Source organism: Arenimonas donghaensis DSM 18148 = HO3-R19 (assembly GCF_000743535.1).
Taxonomy (GTDB): domain Bacteria; phylum Pseudomonadota; class Gammaproteobacteria; order Xanthomonadales; family Xanthomonadaceae; genus Arenimonas; species Arenimonas donghaensis.
Genome location: NZ_AVCJ01000015.1, coordinates 1 through 18,719, shown reverse-complemented (window position 1 = coordinate 18,719; position 18,719 = coordinate 1). Strand labels below are relative to the sequence as shown.

The following is an 18,719-nucleotide window of genomic DNA, read 5'->3' as shown; positions in this document are numbered from 1 at the left end:
CGGCACACGCCCCGGTCGCGGCCGGGGCGCAAAGTGGGCCCCTGACGCACCGGACCGTACTCATGCTCAAGCACAAGATCATCGCCCTCTCCGCCACGCTGCCCCTGGCGCTGGCCCTTGCCGCCAGTGGCAACGCCGCCCCGGAAGACACCGCAGCCGCGCGCACGCCCGCGCTGGTGCCGTCGGTGGAGCAATCGGCGGCGATGCGCATGGTCTACGGCATCCTGTCCGACAGCCGCTACGTCTACCGGTCCAAGCCGCTTGACGACGAACTGTCGGCCGATATCCACCGCCGCTACCTCGATTCGCTCGACGGCCAGAAGCTGTTCTTCACCCAGGCCGACATCCAGCGTTTCGACGCGCAGCGCCTGCGCCACGACGACGCCATCAAGTCGCAGCAGCTGGCGCCGGCCTTCGACATCTTCGCCACCTACCAGCGCCGGGTCGCCGAGCGCGTGGCCTACGCGCGCTCGCTGCTCAAGCAGCCCTTCGACTTCTCCAAGGACGAAACCTGGCTCTACGACCGCGAGCAGGCGCAATGGGCGGCCAACGAAGCCGAGCTCAACGAAGCCTGGCGCAAGTACGTCAAGAACGACGCGCTGCGCCTGAAGCTGGCCGGCCGCAACCAGGACGAAATCCGCAAGACGCTGGGCAAGCGCTACGCCGGCATGGCCGAGCGCGTCGGCGAGCTGCGCTCGGACGATGCCTTCGAAACCTTCATGAATGCCTATGCCGGTTCGATCGACCCGCATACCAGCTACATGTCGCCGCGCAGCGCCGAAAACTTCAACATGCAGATGCGGCTTTCGCTCGAAGGCATCGGTGCGGTGCTGCAGCGCCAGGACGAATTCGTCGTGGTGCGCACCATCGTGCCGGGTGGCCCGGCCGCCAACTCCGGCAAGGTCACCGTCGGCGACCGCGTGATCGCGGTGGGCCAGGGTGATACCGGCCCCATGGTCGACGTGGTCGGCTGGCGCATCGACGACACCGTGCAGCTGATCCGCGGCAAGAAGGGCACCAAGGTGCGCCTGGACATCCTGCCGGCCGAGGCCGGCGTGGACGCCAAGCCCGAGCTGGTGGTGATCGAGCGCGACAAGGTCAAGCTTGAACAGCAGGCGGCGCAAAAGCGCATCATCGAGGTCGACGACCGTCGCATCGGCGTGGTCGAGCTGCCTACCTTCTATCTGGATTTTGATGCGCGCCGGCGCGGCGACAAGGACGCGCGTTCGGCCACCGCCGACGTCGCCCGCCTGCTGCGCGAGCTGCGGGCCGAGCAGGTGGACGGCGTGGTCATCGACCTGCGCAACAACGGCGGCGGTTCCCTGCTCGAAGCGGTGGAGCTGACCGGCCTGTTCATCGACAGCGGTCCGGTCGTGCAGGTGCGCGAAACCGGCGGCCGGGTCAGCGTCGAGGCCGACGACGACGCCGGTGTTGCCTGGGACGGCCCGCTCGCGGTGCTGGTCAACCGTGCCTCGGCGTCCGCGTCGGAGATCTTCGCGGCGGCGATCCAGGACTACGGCCGCGGCCTGATCATCGGCGAGCCGACCTTCGGCAAGGGCACCGTGCAGAGCCTGATCGACCTCGACCGCTTCCCGCGCAAGGACGACATCAAGTTCGGCCAGGTCAAGCTGACCGTCGCGCAGTTCTTCCGCGTCGACGGTGGCACCACCCAGCACGCCGGCGTCGTGCCGGACCTCGAGTTCCCGGTCAGCCTGGACGCCACCGAATACGGCGAAAGCACCTACGACAATGCCCTGCCGGCCACGCGCATCGCGCAGGCACCGCACGGCAACCTCGGCAACCTGGGGGCACTGACGCCGCAGTTGGTGGCCAACCACCAGGCGCGGGTCGCCAAGGACGCCGAATTCCAGTGGTGGGCGGCCGATGTCGAACGTTTCCGCAGCGAGCGCGAAAAGAAGCAGGTGTCGCTGAACGAAGACGTCCGTCGCGCCGAACGCGACCGCCTCGCCGCCGAGCGCAAGCAGCGGCGCGACGAGCGCGTCGCCGCCGGCCTGGAGGTCGATGCCGACGCTGCCCTGGTGGACGATGGCCTGACCTACAACGAGCGCAGCGTGGCCGAGCAGGCCGCCGAGGAAGAGGCCGCCAAGAACGGACCCGATCCGCTGCTGCGCGAGTCCGCGGCGATCCTGGCCGATGCGCTCGACCTGCTGTCGTCCGACGGCAAACTCACCGCCCAGGTGCTGCCGCTCACCCGGCAGCCGACCATCTGGGCGGAATGAGGCCGCCGGCCGCAAGAAGCGGATAGCCGGCCCTCCGGGCGCCGGCTAGTCTTGCCCGCATGGACACCCCCGCCGCCCCCGCCGATCCCCGCCTTGAACAGGCCCGCCGCCTGCTCGACGAGGCCGACCTGGGCCTGGCCGAGCTGGCCGAAGCCATCGGCCTGAGCGCCACCTACCTGCAGCGCCGCTTTCGCCAGCAGTTCGGCCTGAGCCCGGCCGAGTACCGGGCCCAGCGTCGCCTGGCCGGCCTCAAGCAGGGGCTGCGCGCCGGACACGACGTCACCCGCGCCCTGTACGACGCCGGCTACGGTTCACCAAGCCGCGTCTATGAAAACGGCGCCGCGCGCCTGGGCATGGCGCCGCAGGCCTATCGACGCGGTGGCGAGGGCCTGGAGATCCGCTGGTCACTGGTGGACACGGCCCTGGGCCAGGCGCTGGTGGCGGTGACCGAACGCGGCGTCTGCGCCGTACTGCTGGGCGACGATGGCGACAGCCTTGCCGCCGATCTGCAAAACGAGTTTCCCCGTGCCAGCCTGCGCCGCGTCGACGCCGGCCGCGACGAGTTCCTGGCACCACGGGTGCGCGCCGTCGCCGAGGCGCTTGCGCAGGGTTCGGGCAGCGTGCCGGTGGAACTGGTCGGCACCGCGTTCCAGCAGCGCGTGTGGGAATGCCTGATGCGCATCCCGGTGGGCGAAACCCGCAGCTACGCCGAACTCGCCGGCGCGCTGGGCATGCCGCGCGGCGCCCGGGCCGTGGCCCGGGCCTGCGCCGGCAACCGCGTCGCGGTGCTGGTGCCGTGTCACCGCATCATCCGCGGCGACGGCAGCCTCGGTGGCTATCGCTGGGGATTGCCCCGCAAGCAGGCCCTGCTCGAGGCCGAATCGAACCGCCGGGAACCGGCAAGGCGCCGCCACGCATGAAGCCTGCTTCCGCCGCGCCACCGACCGTGATCGCGGTCGCCCTGGCGCTTGCCTCGGTCTACCTGGTCTGGGGCTCGACCTACCTCGCCATCCGCATCGGCCTGGAAGGTTACCCGCCGTTCCTGATGGGCAGCCTGCGCTTCATCGCCGCCAGCCTGGCCTTTTATGCCTTCCTGCGCTGGCGCGGTCACGCACCGCCCACCCGGGCGCAATGGAAGAACGCCGCCATCATGGGTTTTTTCATGATGCTGATGGGCAACGGCATGGTGAATTTCGCCGAACAGACCGTGTCGTCGGGCCTGGCCGCGATCGCCGTCGCGTCGATGCCGCTGTGGGCGGCACTGTTCGGCGTGATGCGCCGGCAGCACCCCAGCCGCGGTGAATGGCTGGGCCTGGTCATCGGCTTCATCGGCGTGGTCTGGCTCAATGCCGGCAGCCAGCTGCGCGGCTCGCCGGCGGGCATGGTGGCGCTGCTGCTGGCGCCGGTTGCCTGGGCCTGGGGCTCGGTCTGGAGCCGCGGCCGTGACCTGCCGGCACCGTTCATGAGCACTGCCGCGCAGATGCTTTGCGGCGGCGTGGCGATGGGCGTGCTGGCCCTGTGCCTGGGCGAGCGCATCACCCAGGTGCCGCCGCTGCGCGCGACGCTCGCGCTGGGCTACCTGGCCGCCTTCGGTTCGATCATCGGCTTCAGCGCCTACATCTGGCTGTTGCACCACGTGCGCCCGGCGCTGGCGACCAGCTACGCCTACGTCAACCCGCCGATCGCGGTGCTGCTGGGCGCCGTGCTGCTGGGCGAACGCTTCAGCGTGCATGCCCTGGGCGCCATGGCCGTCATTCTCGGCGGCGTCATCCTGATCACCTTCTCCAAGGCGCGCGCCGCCTGAGGCCCGGGCCGCAGGCGCCACCGGTGCCGCGCCGTCAGGACACCTGCTTCGGCGGCGCGGCACCGTCGGCGGCCGGCACTTCTTCGGCGCAGTGTTCCTGCGCGGCCCGGGCCGGCTGGCGGCGGGCGCGGCGCCAGCCGTCGGCGGCGTAGATCGCCAGCGCCACCCAGATGCAGGCGAAGCCGATCGCCTGGGTCGGCGTGAAGGCCTCGCCCAGCAGCAGTACGCCCGCCAACAGCTGCAGGGTGGGCGCGATGTATTGCAGGATGCCGACCAGCGAATAGGGGATGCGACGGGCGCCGTAGGCGAAACCGATCAGCGGCAGGGCGGTCAGTGCGCCGCCGACGACCAGCAGCACGTCGCTGCCGATGTCGCCATCGAGGAACGCCGCGATGCCCTGCCACTGCGCCCAGCCCAGCCAGGCCAGCGCCGGCACCAGCAGGATCAGGCTTTCGATCGCCAGGCCGGGGATGGCGTCGACGTGGGCGATCTTTCGGATCAGCCCGTAGAACGCGAAGCTGAAGGCCAGGGTCAGCGCCACCCAGGGCGGGTCGCCGTGCTGGAAGGCCAGCCACAGCACGCCCACCGTCGCGATCGACACCGCCGTCCACTGCGAGGGATTGAGCCGCTCGCGAAGCAGCAGCACGCCGATCAGCACGTTCACCAGGGGGTTGATGAAATAACCCAGGCTGGCCTCGACCACGCGGCCGTGGGTCACCGCCCAGATGTAGACGCCCCAGTTGAAGCTGATCAGCAGGCTCGAGAGCACCAGCAGGCGGCCTACGCCCGGGCGCGAAAGCGCTTCGGAGAACCAGCGACGGCCATCGCGGATGACCAGGAACCCCACCACGAACACCGCGCACCAGATGATCCGGTGCGCGATGATCTGCATCGACGGCACGTGCTTGAGCATGATCCAGTACAGCGGGAACACGCCCCACAGCACGTAGGAAGCGATGGCGGCCGAGAGGCCCCTGCGGTCGATGGCGGGTATGGCTGGCGTTGCGGTCACGGGACCTCCGGGCTTGGGCGGTGATTATCCGCCCAAGCGCCGGCTCGTGGTTGCAACGGTGTGGTGACTACTGCGTGCGCAGGGCCGTGGTCACCGGCAGGCGCGCGGCCCGCACCGCCGGCAGCAGGCCGCCGATGAAGCCGATCACCACCGCGATCACCAGGCCGGCCATCACCAGGCCCAGGCTGACCTGGAAGGCGAACACCACCTGGGTGAAGCTCTGGCCCAGGGTCGACACCGAGAGATTGTCGAACAAGGCCCAGGCGATGAAGGCACCGACCACGCCGCCCAGGAAGGCCAGCACCACGGCCTCGATCATCACCGACACCAGCACCGGGAATCCGCCGAAGCCGATCGCGCGCAGGGTGGCGATTTCCCGGCTGCGGGTGGCGACGGCGGCGTACATGGTGTTGAGCGCCGCGAAGATCGCGCCCAGGGCCATGATCAGGGTGACGACGCCGGCCAGCACGCTGACCATGGCCCGGAACTGGCCGGTCTGGGCGCTGTAATACGCCTGCTCCTGCAGTACCTCGACGGTCAGGCGCTTGTCGGCGGTCAACGCCTCCTCGAGCACGGCCAGCGACTCCGGCGACTCCAGCCCGACACGCACGCCGCTGACGCCGTTGCCGCGGTTGAAGGCCGAACGCGCGGTGTCGAGGTCGGCCCACATCTCGCTGTCGTTGGCGTCGCCGGCCTCGAAGATGCCGACCACGGTCCAGTCCGAACCGCGCATGCGCAGGACCTGGCCCAGCTCGACCCCGGCGAACTGCCGCGTCACGCCGACGCCGACCAGGATCTCGCGCAGGCCGGGCTTGAACATCCGGCCTTCGATGATCTCCAGCTGCGGCCGCAGTTCGAACGACGCCGCTTCGACGCCGCGCAGGGTCACGTTCGAGCCGTTGACGGTCTCGCCCTTCTTGAACAGTTCGGTGATGACGATGATCTCGCCCGCCGCCAGCGGCCGTCCGTCCTTGCCCTTGCGGATGCCGGGACCGAGCTTGATCAGGTCGGCGCTGTCGCCGCCGAAACCGGAGTTGAGTTCGGCGCCGGAGCCGCCACGCAGCACGATGGCATTGTCGGTGCGGCCGGCGTCCTTGAGCGTGGCCTGGAAGCCCTGGGCCATCGCCAGCAGGGCGGTGAATACGGCCACGACGCCGGCCAGGCCGATGACGATGACCAGGGAAGGGCCCCAACGCTGCGGGATCGAACGCAGGTTCAGGCCGGTGATGGCGATGATCTGGCTAAGCATGGTCCAGTCTCCTCAGCGCCCGGCCAGGGCATCGATGATCTTCAGGCGGCGCGCACGCAGCGCCGGCAACAGTCCCACCACCAGGGCGAGCACGAAGATGGCGACGACGCCGGCCATCCAGACCCGTGCGTCGACGGCGATCGGCAGCATCGGTCCGGCGGCCTGCGCCACCACGGCGCCAAGCGCCGTCGCCAGGCCCAGGCCGACCACGCCACCGATCAGGCAAAGCGCCAGCGTCTCGGCCAGCACGAAGCCCAGCACGCTGTTGTCGGAGAAGCCCAGGGTCTTGAGCACGGCGAACTGCGGCACGCGCTCGCGCACGCTCTGGGCCATGGTGTTGCCCACCACCAGCAGCAGGGTGAAGAACACCGCGAACAGGATCCAGCGCACGATCATGCCGATGTCGCCGAGCTGCTTGATGAAACCGACCTGGAAGTCCTTCTCGGTCTGGGTCTTGGTTTCGTCCGAGGAGTTGAGGTAGCGCTCGTCCACCAGCGCGGCGATCGACTCGGCCATTTCCGGGTCCTCGAGCCGCAGCACGAAGATGCCGGCCATGCCGCCGCCGAACAACGCGGCTTCGGCGAAGTAGGCGTGGTTGATGTAGATGCTGCCGGCGGTCTGGCGTCGCCACTGCTCGTCCTGGCCGTCGAAGATGCCGACCAGTTCGAACTCCCAGTCCTTGGAATTGTTCTTCTGAGGGAAGATGTTCGACTGCACCGGGATGCGGTCGCCGACCTTCCAGCCGTACTGGTCGGCCAGCAGCTTGCCGGCGATCATGCCGGTGCGGGTGTCGCGGAAGGCGTTCCAGTGTTCTTCCGGCATCACCCATTCCGGGTAGGTCTCGTGCAGGCGCTCGGGGTCGACCGCGAACGCGAAGATCTGCGGATTGTCCTGGTACACCGCGCCGAACCACTGCTGGTACATCACGCTGCGCACGCCGGGAATGGCGTCCATCTCGGGCACCATGCGCATCGGCAGCGACTGGGTGAACGACACCCGCGACTGGGTGACCAGGCGCGTCGCCCCGACGAAGTCGGCGCCGGCGCTGAACACCAGGTTGAGCGACTGCAGCAGCCCGAACAGCACGAAGGCCATCACCACCGACAGCAGGGTCAGCCAGGTGCGGGTCTTCTTGTGGAACAGGTTCGCGATTACGAAACCGGTCTTGGTCATGGCGGTGTCCTCAGTGGGCCGCGGCGTCTTCCGCCAGCAGGCCCTTGTCCAGATGCACCGTGTGGGCGGCGAACTCGGCGGCCTTGGGATCGTGGGTGACCATGATGATGGTCTTGCCGTGCTCGCGGTTGAGCACCTGCAGCAGGCCCAGGATCTCGTCGGCGGTCTTGCGGTCAAGGTCGCCCGTGGGCTCGTCGCAGACCAGCAGGGTCGGGTCGGTCACCAGGGCACGGGCGATGGCGACGCGCTGTTCCTGGCCGCCGGAGAGTTCATTGGGCTTGTGCCCGGCGCGATCGGCCAGGCCGACCAGGGTCAGCGCCACCTGGGCGCGCTTGGCCCGCTCGGCACCGCTCATCTTGGTCAGCAGCAGGGGCAGTTCGACGTTCTTCTGGGCGCTGAGCACCGGCAGCAGGTTGTAGAACTGGAAGACGAAGCCGACGTGTTCGGCGCGCCACTTGGCCAGTTCGCCGCCGCTGAACTGGTCGATGCGCTTGCCATCGACGCTGACACTGCCGGCGGTGGGCGTGTCCAGGCCGCCGATCAGGTTGAGCAGGGTGGTCTTGCCCGAGCCCGAGGGCCCCATCAGGGCGACGAAGCCACCGCGCGGGATGTCCAGGTCGATGCCGTGCAACACCTCCACGGTTTGCTTGCCGCGGGTGTAGTGCTTGGTCAGGCTGCGGATTTGTACCAACGACTCAGTCATGACTTTCCTCGCGATTACTGTGGGAGGGACTTCAGTCCCGAAGCGTTTGCTCTTACTCAACCGTGACTTTCGACTCGTCTTCCAGCTCCGCCGGCGGCGAAAGCACCACCTTCTCGCCGACGGCCAGCCCGCGACTCACCCGCCGGCGGCCGTCGCGCGCATCGGCGACCTCGACTTCACGCAGCGAGGCGCGGTCGTCGCGCACCACGTACGCCACGCTGCGACCGTCGCGCTGCACCACGGCCTCGGCCGGCACGGTGACGCCGGTCGCCACCGGCGCGTTGCTGCCGGCCGGCGCAGCGTCTTCAAGGAAGGACACGCGCACGCCCATGTCGGGCACCACGCGTTCGTCGCGCTCCTTGAACGCGATGCGCACCTTCACGGTGGCCTTGCTGCGGTCGGCGGTGGGCACGATGGCGATCACCTCGGCCGGGATGCGCCAGTCCGGGTAGGCGTTGAGCACCGCCTCGACCTTCTGGCCCGGCGTGACCCGGCCGATGAAGGCTTCGCTGACGTCGACCTGGATTTCCAGCGAGTCCATGTCCACGACCGTGCCGATGCCCGTACGGGTGAAGCCGCCGCCGGCCGAAATCGGTGAGATCATCTCGCCCGGCTGCGCCGCCTTCACCGTGACCACGCCGGCGAAGGGCGCGCGCACGATGGTGTTGTCCACGCCGATCTGCGCCAGCGCCAGCGATTCCTCGGCGACCCGGATGTTGCTGTTCGCGGCCTGGCGCTGGGCCGCCAGGGCGTCATGTTCGGCCTGGGCCTGGTCGAGGGCGGCGCTGGCCACCAGCTTGCGCGCGGCCAGGTCGCGGGTGCGGGCCAGGGTTTGCCGGGCCAGGTTGAGCTGGGCCTCGGCGCGCGTGGCTTCGTTGCGCGACGCCGCGAGACGGGCATCGGCCAGGTCGCGCTGCGCCTGCGCATCGGTGGCTTCCAGGCGGGCCATGATTTCGCCGGCTTCGACGCGCTGGCCTTCCTCGATCATCACCTCGTCCACCTTGCCGGTGATCTTCGAAGACACGGTGGCGATGCGGCGCGCGGTGACATAGCCGCTGGCGTCGAGCACGGAATTGCCGGCCGCCGCCGCCGCGCTGGTTTCAGCCTCGGCGGTGGCCAGGCGCACGGGAATGGCTTCTTCGCGCAGCAGCCAGAACGCCAGGGCGCCGCCCACCAGCACCAGCGCGCCCGCCAGCCAGGGCCAGGGGCCGCTGCCACGCGGCGCCTGCGGCCGGGCGGCGGCGCTGCGGTCGATGCGTAGTTCCTTGAGCAGGTCGGACGAGTCAGGCATGGCGGGTCGCTTTGAGTGGCAGGCAGGCAGTGTACCCGCCGGCCCTTCGCGACCAAGGTGCCGGAAGTGAGTATTTGCCGACAGTGCGGCCCGTCACCCACCGGGGGTGACGGCTGTCATGTGCGTGCGGGGGTCAGCCGCCGAAGCGACGGCGCAGCAGCTGCCAGGCCGCACGCAGGCCCTGGGCCTCGCCGCCGGCGGGTTTACCGGGACGGGCGCTGTCGTTCCACGAATAGACGTCGACGTGGGTCCAGGCCTGCCCCTCGGGCACGAAGCGCTCGAGGTAGAGCGCCGCCGTGATGCTGCCAGCCATGCGGGTGGCCCCGGAGTTGGCCAGGTCGGCCACGTTCGACTTCAGGTAGTGCAGGTAGGGGCGCCACAGCGGCATGCGCCACAGGGGATCGCGGGCGTTTTCGCCGGCGGCCAGGTACTCGGCGGCCACGGTGTCGTCGTTGGCGTAGAGCGCCGGCAGGTCGGGTCCCAGCGCGATGCGGGCGGCACCGGTGAGCGTGGCGAAGTCCATCAGCAGCGCCGGCTTGGCCTCGGCGGCATAGGTGAGGGCATCGCACAGCACCAGGCGGCCTTCGGCGTCGGTGTTGTCGACCTCCACGCTCAGGCCCTGGCGCGTGGCCAGTACTTCGCCCGGGCGGAAGGCGTTGGGACCGATGGCGTTTTCAACCGCCGGCACCAGCAGCTGCAGGCGCACCGGCAGCTTGCGCGCCATCACCAGCTTGGCCAGGCCGACGGCGTGGGCGGCGCCACCCATGTCCTTTTTCATGTTGCGCATGCCGTCGGCGCCCTTGATGTCCAGGCCGCCGGTGTCGAAGCACACGCCCTTGCCGACGATGGCCAGGCGCGGGTGCGACGGGTCGCCCCAGTTGAGTTCGACCAGGCGCGGCGCGCGGTGGCTGGCGCGGCCGACGGCGTGGATGGCCGGGAAATTCTGGTCGGTCAGGGCATCGCCGACGACGCTGCGGGTCTCGCCGCCGTGCATGCGGGCGAGTTCGGCCACGATGGCCTCGAGTTCGGCCGGGCCCATGTGCTCGGTCGGCGTGTTCACCAGATCGCGCACCAGGCCGGCGGCCTCGACCTGGTCGAGGGCTTCGGCCACGGCGTCGCCTTCGGCCGGCAACACCAGGCGCGCGGGCTCGCGCGTGGGCTTGAGGTAGCGGCCGAAGTGGTAGCTGCCCAGGCCCCAGCCGAGCACGGCCAGGGCCGGGTCCACCGCCTGGGGCGAGTGCTCGGAAAGGCGATAGCCGCCCGGCGGCAGCATCTGCGGCAGGTGGGCCAGGGCCAGCGGGTCGCCGGCATCGGCGACGGCGGCCAGGGCGAAGGCCGGCTGGCCGTCCGCGCCGGGCACCAGCAGGGGCGCGCCGGGCTGGCCGCTGAAGTCGTTGGCCTTCAGCCAGGCCTGCACGGCCGCCGGCTGCGCATCCCGCCAGGCGGCCAGTCCGTCGCGCCCGACCAGGACCAGCGGCAGGGTGCCATCGGTGGTGTGGGCGGGCTCAAAGCAGGCGGGCAGGTTCATCGTGGCTCCGTGGCGTCGGGGTGGGACTCAAGCCAGTCGGCAAGACCGGCAAGCGTAGCGAATTCAAGGTCGGGCCGGGGTAGCCCCAGGGGCCAGGAATCTTTCTTGCGGTTGATCCAGCAGCTGCGCATGCCGGCGCGGCGGGCGCCCATCACGTCCAGCAGCGGGTCGTCGCCGATGTGCAGGACCTGGGCCGGGTGCAGGCCCAGGCGTTCGCAGGTGGCCAGGAAGATCGGGGTGTCGGGCTTGGCGTGGCCCTGGTCGCGGGCGCTGACGAAACAATGGAAGTGTCCGTCGATGCCGATCCGGGCCAGGTCGGCGTTGCCGTTGGTCAGTGCCGCCACCGGAAAGCGCGCCGACAGCCGGGCCAGCGCGGCCAGGGCGTCGGGGTAGAACTCGACCTGGTTGCGGCCGGCGTAGAAAACCGCGAACGCCTCGTCGGTGCGCGCGACGTCGTCGCCGGAGGTTTCCAGGGCGCGCGCCAGCGAAATGCGGCGCTGCTCGGTGAAATCGTGCACCAGGTGCGGATGCTCGGCGGCGACCTCTTCGCGCAGGCGGCGCATCCGGTGCACCGGGTAGCGGTTGGCCGTGCGCGGGCAGTGTTCGCGCAGGAAGTCGTCGAGCGCGCGCTCGGCGCGTTCGATGCAGGGCCATATCGGCCAGAGGGTGTCGTCGAGGTCGAGGCTGAGCGCCCGGGGCAGCGTTTCCACCGCCCGATGATAGCGCGGGCGCCCGGCAGCAGGCCGTGAAGCCGGCCGTTGCCGGCGCCTATTCGAGCAGGCGGGCCCAGGGTTTCCAGTCGTCCACCCGGTCGGCGACGATCTTCAGGCAGACCAGCATCGGCACCGCCACCAGCAGGCCGGCGACGCCCCACAGCCAGCCCCAGAGCATCAGCCACAGGATGATCGCCAGCGGATTGATGCGCATGGTCCGGCCCAGCACCATCGGCGTGAGCAGCTGGCTTTCCAGGGCGTTGAGGGCGATGAAGCCCGCCGCCGGCAGCATCGCCGCGCCCAGGGTGTCGAACTGCGAGAGCCCGACCAGCGACAGCAGCAGGAACATGACCAGCGGCCCGACGATCGGCGTGAGGTTCAGGCCGGCGGCCAGCACGCCCCACAGCAGCGGGTCGGGCACGCCCAGCCACCCCAGCCAGGCCACCGTCGCCAGGCCCAGGATCGAACTGGTGCCGGAGATGGTGAGCATGTAGCGCGACAGGTCGGACTGGATCTGCTGGACGATGCCGGCGGTGAGCTTCTTGTGGGCCCGGGTGGGGCGCAGCGCCAGCAGCTTGCGCAGGACGTCGTCGCCAAAGACCAGGAAGCTGAAGGTCAGCAGGATCACCGCCAGCACCGGCCCGACGACGCCGGGGATGGCTTCGATCAGGTCCGGCTGCGGGGGCTGCACCACCACGGCGCCGCCGTCGCCGCTGCTCGGCTCCTTGGTCAGGCTGCCCAGGGATTCGCGGGCGCGCGTGGCCTGGTTGAAGGGTTCGACCATCTCGCGCATCTTCGGCGCGGCCTCGCGCATCACGAACGGCACCTTGCGTATCCATTCGGCCGCGGGCTCGGCCAGGAAGGTGCCGACCGCGCCCAGGCTGCCCAGCAGCGCCGCCACCAGCAGCGCCGCCGACACCACGCGCGGCAGCCAGCGCAGCGGCGCCCGCCGCATCAGCGGGCTGAGCAGCAGGGCGAAAAAGCCGGCCAGCACGATCGGGAGGATCAGGCTGCTGGCCAGGTAGCAGGTATAGAGCAGGGCCGCGATGACCAGCAGCCACATCGGACGGGCCTGGGCGCGCCGGCGCGCGGGTTCGGCCTGGCGATCGCCGGATGCCGGCGAAGGCACGGCGCCCGGGGCGTCGCCGTCCTGCGACGGCTGGGCGGGGTTGCGTTTACGCCTGGCCATCGTCTGCCTTCCTGGCTTTTGCGGCCTTGGCCCGGGCGGCTTTTCTTGCCTTTGCCACTTTGGCCACCTTTGCCGCGGCGGCGGCCACCGCGGCCTGTTCCGCCGCTTCCTCGGCGCGCGCCTGTTCGGCGGCGGCTTCCTCCAGCGCGGCGGCCTCGGCGGTGGCTTCTTCCTCGCTGGTGTCTTCAGCCAGGTCCTCTTCTTCGCTGGACTGCAGCCCGGCGGCGGCGGTGATGCCGGCCACGATGCCCGGCAGCACGGCTTCGAGCACCATGGAGAACACCGGGCCGCCCAGCACCTTGCCGGCCAGCGACTGGTGCGCGCCCTTGGGTTCCTTCAGGCCGACCGCGAAGCCCAGCGCGACTCCGGATACGAGGATGCGCGTGGGCGTGGCGCTGCGGTGCAGTTCGTGGCGCAGGTGTTCGCGGGTGTCGCTGATCTGCAGCCGGCGCTCGACGCAGTGGGTCTCGGCCTCGTGCACGGCGGCCAGGCGCTGTTTGAGGCTCACGGGGCGGCCTCGTCGTCGCTGGCCGGGAGTTCGGACGGCAGGCCCTTGAGGCCCAGCCTCACCTGGCGCCGGGTCGCTTCGAAATCCAGGTGTCGCATCAGCGCCCGCGCCCGCCAGGCGGCCAGGCCGCCGATGAGGAGGCTCAGCAGCAGCGGCACCGCGATCGCCAGTGGCCAGGAGGCGCCGGCGGCACGCACGCCCGCCACGAGCAGCGCCGTCAGCAGGCCCCAGGTGGTGGCGACCATCACCGTGGCCAGCATCAGCAGCACCATCGCCTGCACCAGCGCGTCGCGCGCCAGCCCGAACTCCGCCAGGAACAGACGGTGCAGGGCCTGCAGGGTGCCCAGGTAGGCGCTGGCGGTGCCGCGGGCGGCGCCGAGCACCGCCTGGGCGTCGTCGCCGAGCTTGCCGGCGCCGTCGCCGGCGCCCGGATCCGCGTCGCTCATGGTGAAGGCTTACTTGCGGCGGGTGAGCGCGGCGATGAGGTAGCCGGCGGCGAAGGCGACGCCGAAAGACGCCAGCGGCTTGCTGCGGATCAGGTCTTCGGCCTGGTTGAGCATGCCGCGGCCCTGGTCGAGCAGTCCCTGCAGTTTTTCGTCGAGTTCGGCGCGCGCTTCCTGGGCGGCGGCTGCGCCGGCTTCGAGGGCTTCGTTGACGCCGGTCTTGAGGGCGTCGCGGGCATCGCCGAGGTTCTCTTTCGCCTGGTCGATGTGGCGGGGCGATTCTTGCTGCGAAGGACTCATGGGGGACTCCTTGTGGCCGATGCGTGCGTTGCGCTCACCTTACACCGTTGCCGGCGCGGACGCGGCGTCATTGCATGCGCAGGTAGCCGGTGCGACCGCCGCGGCGCACGTCCAGCTGCAGGTTCCCGGGCGGGTTCTGCATGCGGTCGCGGAAGGCCTGCAGGTCGTCCACGCGGCGCTGGTTGACGCCCAGGATGTAGTCGCCGGGGCGCAGGCCGCTGCGGGCGGCGCGGCTGCCGTCCTCGACCTCGCTGGCGACCACGCCGTACCAGCCGCGCTGGCGGAAACGTTCGGGCAGTTCGGCCAGCGTGGCGCCGGCCAGGCGCGGGTCGATGTCGGCGCCGTCGACTTCGGTGGTGCGGGCCTTGAGCACGGTCTGCACGGTGAGCGTGCGCTCCTCGCGCCGCAGGTCCAGGCGCACCTGTTCGTCCACCGGCAACAGGCCCTCGAGGTTGCGCAGGGCCTGGGCGCTGTCCACGCGGGTGCCGTTGGCGGCGACCACCAGGTCGCCGGGGCGGACCCCGGCGGCTTCGGCCGGCGAGCCACGATAAACACGGGTGACCACGGCGCCGCGCTGGCCTTCGGGCAGGCCCAGCTGCTGCGCCAGGCGCGGGTTGAGGTCTTCGCTGTCCAGGCCCAGGCTGCCGCGGCGGACTTCGCCGTAGGCCAGCAGCTGGCGCTTGACCTCGTCGGCCAGGTTGGCCGGGATCGCGAAACCCAGGCCGATGTTGCCGGCGGCGCTGCCGCGCGGGTTGAAGCTGGCGGTGTTGATGCCGACCAGTTCGCCGCGCAGGTTGACCAGCGCGCCGCCGGAGTTGCCCGGGTTGATGGACGCGTCGGTCTGGATGAAGTTCTGGTAGCCCAGGCCCTGCAGGCCACTGCGGCCCACGGCCGAAACGATGCCGCTGGTGACGGTCTGGCCCAGGCCGAAGGGATTGCCCACCGCCACCACGAAGTCGCCCACGCGCAGGGTGCTGGAGTCGGCCAGGCCGATCGCCACCAGGTCTTCGGCCGGGATGCGGATGACGGCGACGTCGGTGTCCGGGTCCGAGCCGATGAACTCGGCCTCGAAGGTGCGGCCATCGGCGAGGGTCACCGAGACCTCGTCGGCGTTTTCGATGACGTGGTGGTTGGTCAGCACCAGGCCGCGCTCGGCGTCGACGATGACGCCCGAGCCCAGCGACTGCTGGCTGCGCTGCTGGGGCATGCCCGGCATGCCGAACAGTTCGGCCAGCGGGTTGCGCACGCGCACGACCTGGCGGCTGTAGATGTTCACCACCGCCGGGGTCACCTTCTCCAGCATCGGCGCCAGCGAGGGCAGGGCGACCCCGTCCACCTCGACCGGGAGGGCGGCATGGGCCGCGCGCGGCAGCGCCAGGTCGGCGGCCCGCTCCAGGGCCTGGTCGCCGCGGCTGGGCGGCGCGGCCGGGTCGGGCGTGGCGGGCTGGGCCAGCCAGAAGGCCGCCCCGGCGCCGGCAAGGGCGGACAGGAGCAGGGCGGCGGCGGTGGGCATTCGCATCGGGTCGGTCTCCGGGCGCGGGTCAGGGGCCCGCAATGGATACCAGAATGCGTCCAAACGGCGGCTGGACAAGGGGTCGGTGAAGCCTGCCGGCGGTCCGGACGGGGCCTGGCGGGCCGCCGAAACGCGGTCCGGGAAAAATTCAGGACAAGCCCAGCACCTTCACCGAAGGCCTTGATGGCATTGGGAATTCGGCCTCCCGGTTTCGACAGGGTCAACGGTTGACAGTCCCCCCGGGCAGGGGTAGTTTTGCCTACCGTTGCCACTACATCTTGTGGTGGGCAGCGGGGGGCGGCCCCAAGGCTTGGGTTCAAGCACGGGGTCAGCGAGCAAGCACGACGCGAAGGCGAGACGGCATGCGGAAACCGACTGGGAACTCACGCGAGCCACGGGGCCTTGTCCCGCGGGCGGGTGTCCCTTCCCCCGGATTCCGGACCGGCTGGACCCGATAAGAACGTAGACAAAGGCGCCCTTCCCGAGGGGGCGCCCCGGGAGGATGAAAGGACTTATGAGCACGGTTCGCCTGGAGGCGGTTAAGAGCAAAGCGGCGCAGGACATTCAAATGCAGCCGGCATCCCAGGACATCTGGGACAAGAAGTACCGCCTGAAGAGCAAGCAGGGCGAACCGGTCGATGCCAGCATCGACCACACCTACCAGCGGGTTGCCCGCGCCCTGGCCGAGGCCGAGCCCACGGCCGAGAAGCGCAAGTACTGGTACGAACGATTCCTCTGGGCGCTGCGCCGCGGGGCGATCCCGGCCGGCCGCATCACGTCCAACGCCGGCGCGCTCGAGCACAAGCCGGCCACCAGCACGATCAACTGCACCGTGTCGGGCACCATCACCGACTCGATGGACGACATCCTGGGCAAGGTCCACGAGGCCGGCCTGACCCTGAAGGCGGGCTGCGGCATCGGCTACGAATTCTCGACGCTGCGTCCGCGCGGCGCCTACGTGTCCGGCGCCGGCGCCTACACCTCGGGCCCGCTGTCGTTCATGGATATCTACGACAAGATGTGTTTCACGGTGTCCTCGGCCGGCGGCCGACGCGGCGCCCAGATGGGCACCTTCGACGTCAGCCACCCGGACGTGAAGGAATTCATCGGCGCCAAGCGCGAGGACGGCCGCCTGCGCCAGTTCAACCTGTCGCTGCTGGTCACCGACGAATTCATCCACGCCGTGGAGGCCGACGCCGACTGGCCGCTGGTGTTCCCGGTGAACATCAAGGAAGCCGGCGAGGTCAATGTCGACGACCCCAACCAGGTGGTCTGGCGCGACTGGCCGCATTGCGAGAACTACGTCAGCCGCGAAGACGGCCTGGTGGCCTGCAAGATCTACGGCCACATCCGCGCCCGGCAGCTGTGGAACCGCATCATGGCGTCCACCTACGACTTCGCCGAGCCCGGCTTCATCCTCATCGACCGCGTCAACGAGATGAACAACAACTGGTGGTGCGAGACCATCCGCGCCACCAACCCCTGCGGCGAGCAGCCGCTGCCGCCCTATGGCGCCTGCCTGCTGGGCTCGGTCAACCTGACCAAGTTCGTGCGCGACCCGTTCACCGACAAGGCCAGCTTCGACTGGGAGGAATACCGCGAGGTCGTGCGCGTATTCACCCGCATGCTCGACAACGTGGTGGAAGTGAACGGCCTGCCGCTGGAACAGCAGCGCCAGGAAATCATGCGCAAGCGTCGCCACGGCATGGGCTTCCTGGGCCTGGGCAGCACGGTGACCATGCTGCGCATGAAGTACGGCGAAGCCGAGTCGGTGAAGTTCACCGAGGACGTCAGCCGCGAGATGGCCCTGGCCGGCTGGGAAGTCGCGCTGTCGCTGGCCAAGGAAAAGGGCCCGGCGCCGATCATGGACGAGGACTTCACGGTCACCGCCGAGATGCTGCGCAAGCGCCCGGAAATGAAGAAGGACGGCTGGAAGCTTGGCCAGACCATCAAGGGTCGCCAGCTGCACGCGCTGTACTCGCGCTACATGCAGCGGGTGTCGACGGTGGCGCCGGACCTGGTGAAGGACCTGTCCGAGACCGGCGCGCGTTTCACCCACCACAGCTCGATCGCGCCGACCGGCACCATCTCGCTGTCGCTGGCCAACAATGCCTCCAACGGCATCGAGCCCAGCTTCGCGCACCACTACAGCCGCAACGTCATCCGCGAAGGCAAGAAGTCCAAGGAAAAGGTCGAGGTCTTCAGCTTCGAGCTGCTGGCCTACCGCACCTTGGTGAACCCGGAAGCGATGCCGTTCAGCACCGACGACAAGTCGCGGCTGCCGGATTATTTCATCTCGGCCGACGACATCACGCCCAAGGCGCACGTCGACATCCAGGCCGCGTCGCAGAAGTGGATCGACTCGTCGATCTCCAAGACCGCGAACGTGCCGACCGACTACCCGTACGAAGACTTCAAGGACATCTACCTTTACGCCCACAAGCAGGGCCTGAAGGGCTGCACCACGTTCCGCTTCAACCCGGCCGCCTTCCAGGGCGTGCTGGTGAAGGAAACCGACCTGGAGAACACCACCTACCGTTTCGAACTCGAGGACGGCGCCGTGGTCGAGGCCAAGGGCAACGAGGAAATCGAATACGACGGCGAAATGCATACCGCCGCCAACCTGTTCGATGCCCTCAAAGAGGGTTATTACGGCAAGTTCTGATCCACAGGCGCGCGGCGGCCCCGCCGCGGTTTTCGTAGACGAGGAGAGCGGTATGAGTAACGGCAATGGTGTCACGGCGGCCATTTCAAATGCCGCGCAGGAAGTGGGCGGCGCGATTGCCGACCAGGCTTCCGCCGCGGTGAAGGCCGCGAAGAAGAAGGCGGCCCCGGTCATCAAGAAGGCCAAGGCCCAGGTCCGGAAGGCGGAGAAGTCCGACGCCGGCAAGGCGGTCAAGAAGGCCGTCAAGGGCGCCAAGAAGAAGGTCCAGGCCGCGGTGAAGGCGGTCGAGGGCAAGGTTGGAGGCAAGAAGGCGGCTGCCAAGAAGAAGGCGGCTCCGAAGAAGAAGAAGGCGGCCGCCAAGAAGACCACGGCCAAGCGCAAGGTCGCC

At 69.6% G+C, this 18,719-nt stretch carries 16 protein-coding genes and 1 pseudogene; 5 read left to right on the top strand and 12 right to left on the bottom strand.

All coding sequences use genetic code 11. The features are described from left to right. The first annotated feature begins 62 nt into the window (after positions 1-62). The 3 genes from N788_RS08405 to yedA are packed head-to-tail and all read left to right on the top strand — an operon-like array spanning position 63 to position 4,044. Positions 63-2,240, top strand: a complete 2,178-nt coding sequence (locus N788_RS08405; protein ID WP_034223726.1) for a carboxy terminal-processing peptidase — start codon at positions 63-65, stop codon at positions 2,238-2,240. Positions 2,241-2,299: 59 nt separating this feature from the next. After that, positions 2,300-3,160: a methylated-DNA--[protein]-cysteine S-methyltransferase gene (locus tag N788_RS08400; RefSeq protein WP_034223723.1), complete on the top strand. Its 861-nt coding sequence runs from the start codon at positions 2,300-2,302 to the stop codon at positions 3,158-3,160. Beyond that, on the top strand, positions 3,157-4,044 hold the full coding sequence (gene yedA / locus N788_RS08395) for a drug/metabolite exporter YedA (protein WP_034223720.1): 888 nt from the start codon (positions 3,157-3,159) through the stop codon (positions 4,042-4,044). Before N788_RS08400 ends, yedA begins: the two co-directional genes overlap by 4 nt. A 34-nt stretch (positions 4,045-4,078) precedes the next feature. Here yedA and rarD read toward each other — a convergent pair whose 3' ends face one another. From rarD to N788_RS08335, 12 genes are all read right to left on the bottom strand, one after another. Next, a complete protein-coding gene (gene rarD, locus N788_RS08390) occupies positions 4,079-5,056 on the bottom strand; it encodes an EamA family transporter RarD (RefSeq protein ID WP_084695970.1) in 978 nt (325 codons plus the stop codon). 67 nt (positions 5,057-5,123) lie between these two features. Continuing rightward, complete coding sequence (locus N788_RS08385; protein WP_034223717.1) at positions 5,124-6,305, bottom strand: ABC transporter permease; 1,182 nt, start codon at positions 6,303-6,305, stop codon at positions 5,124-5,126. 12 nt (positions 6,306-6,317) lie between these two features. Then, complete coding sequence (locus N788_RS08380; protein ID WP_034223714.1) at positions 6,318-7,478, bottom strand: ABC transporter permease; 1,161 nt, start codon at positions 7,476-7,478, stop codon at positions 6,318-6,320. A 10-nt stretch (positions 7,479-7,488) separates the two neighbouring features. Next, positions 7,489-8,181, bottom strand: coding sequence for an ABC transporter ATP-binding protein (locus N788_RS08375; protein ID WP_034223711.1), 693 nt, complete (start codon positions 8,179-8,181; stop codon positions 7,489-7,491). A 52-nt stretch (positions 8,182-8,233) separates the two neighbouring features. Continuing rightward, entirely contained in the window at positions 8,234-9,472 is a 1,239-nt protein-coding gene (locus N788_RS08370) for an efflux RND transporter periplasmic adaptor subunit (protein WP_034223708.1), read from the bottom strand. A 133-nt stretch (positions 9,473-9,605) separates the two neighbouring features. Further along, entirely contained in the window at positions 9,606-11,000 is a 1,395-nt protein-coding gene (locus N788_RS08365; protein WP_034223705.1) for a leucyl aminopeptidase family protein, read from the bottom strand. Next, on the bottom strand, positions 10,997-11,710 hold the full coding sequence (locus N788_RS08360) for an HAD family hydrolase (protein WP_034223702.1): 714 nt from the start codon (positions 11,708-11,710) through the stop codon (positions 10,997-10,999). The genes N788_RS08365 and N788_RS08360 overlap by 4 nt, the downstream gene beginning before the upstream one ends. A gap of 58 nt (positions 11,711-11,768) precedes the next feature. Then, positions 11,769-12,902 (bottom strand): AI-2E family transporter, encoded by a 1,134-nt coding sequence (locus N788_RS08355; protein WP_051924502.1) that lies wholly within the window; start codon positions 12,900-12,902, stop codon positions 11,769-11,771. After that, positions 12,889-13,410 carry a hypothetical protein gene (locus N788_RS13940; protein WP_051924501.1) on the bottom strand — a complete coding sequence of 174 codons (522 nt, stop codon included), beginning with the start codon at positions 13,408-13,410 and terminating at the stop codon, positions 12,889-12,891. Before N788_RS13940 ends, N788_RS08355 begins: the two co-directional genes overlap by 14 nt. Next, entirely contained in the window at positions 13,407-13,856 is a 450-nt protein-coding gene (locus N788_RS08345) for a hypothetical protein (protein ID WP_034223699.1), read from the bottom strand. The genes N788_RS13940 and N788_RS08345 overlap by 4 nt, the downstream gene beginning before the upstream one ends. 9 nt (positions 13,857-13,865) lie before the next feature. Continuing rightward, complete coding sequence (locus N788_RS08340; RefSeq protein ID WP_034223695.1) at positions 13,866-14,153, bottom strand: hypothetical protein; 288 nt, start codon at positions 14,151-14,153, stop codon at positions 13,866-13,868. Positions 14,154-14,220: 67 nt separating this feature from the next. Continuing rightward, positions 14,221-15,666 carry a Do family serine endopeptidase gene (locus tag N788_RS08335; RefSeq protein WP_425476479.1) on the bottom strand — a complete coding sequence of 482 codons (1,446 nt, stop codon included), beginning with the start codon at positions 15,664-15,666 and terminating at the stop codon, positions 14,221-14,223. Positions 15,667-16,180: 514 nt separating this feature from the next. On the opposite strand from N788_RS08335, the gene N788_RS08330 reads away from it, so the two are divergent. Next, positions 16,181-18,331 (top strand): adenosylcobalamin-dependent ribonucleoside-diphosphate reductase, encoded by a 2,151-nt coding sequence (locus tag N788_RS08330; protein ID WP_034223689.1) that lies wholly within the window; start codon positions 16,181-16,183, stop codon positions 18,329-18,331. After that, positions 18,297-18,719, top strand: a pseudogene (locus tag N788_RS08325) (hypothetical protein); the annotation flags it as partial. The gene N788_RS08330 and the pseudogene N788_RS08325, both read left to right, overlap by 35 nt.

Bases quoted from the DNA above. Each gene is read 5' to 3' on its own strand.
- yedA (WP_034223720.1), top strand. From the start codon at position 3,157: ATGAAGCCTGCTTCCGCCGCGCCACCGACCGTGATCGCGGTCGCCCTG.
- N788_RS08335 (WP_425476479.1), bottom strand. From the start codon at position 15,666: ATGCCCACCGCCGCCGCCCTGCTCCTGTCCGCCCTTGCCGGCGCCGGG.
- N788_RS08330 (WP_034223689.1), top strand. From the start codon at position 16,181: ATGAGCACGGTTCGCCTGGAGGCGGTTAAGAGCAAAGCGGCGCAGGAC.
- N788_RS08345 (WP_034223699.1), bottom strand. From the start codon at position 13,856: ATGAGCGACGCGGATCCGGGCGCCGGCGACGGCGCCGGCAAGCTCGGC.
- N788_RS08355 (WP_051924502.1), bottom strand. From the start codon at position 12,902: ATGGCCAGGCGTAAACGCAACCCCGCCCAGCCGTCGCAGGACGGCGAC.
- N788_RS08340 (WP_034223695.1), bottom strand. From the start codon at position 14,153: ATGAGTCCTTCGCAGCAAGAATCGCCCCGCCACATCGACCAGGCGAAA.
- N788_RS08380 (WP_034223714.1), bottom strand. From the start codon at position 7,478: ATGACCAAGACCGGTTTCGTAATCGCGAACCTGTTCCACAAGAAGACC.
- N788_RS08375 (WP_034223711.1), bottom strand. From the start codon at position 8,181: ATGACTGAGTCGTTGGTACAAATCCGCAGCCTGACCAAGCACTACACC.
- N788_RS08370 (WP_034223708.1), bottom strand. From the start codon at position 9,472: ATGCCTGACTCGTCCGACCTGCTCAAGGAACTACGCATCGACCGCAGC.
- N788_RS08400 (WP_034223723.1), top strand. From the start codon at position 2,300: ATGGACACCCCCGCCGCCCCCGCCGATCCCCGCCTTGAACAGGCCCGC.
- N788_RS08385 (WP_034223717.1), bottom strand. From the start codon at position 6,305: ATGCTTAGCCAGATCATCGCCATCACCGGCCTGAACCTGCGTTCGATC.
- N788_RS08365 (WP_034223705.1), bottom strand. From the start codon at position 11,000: ATGAACCTGCCCGCCTGCTTTGAGCCCGCCCACACCACCGATGGCACC.
- N788_RS08405 (WP_034223726.1), top strand. From the start codon at position 63: ATGCTCAAGCACAAGATCATCGCCCTCTCCGCCACGCTGCCCCTGGCG.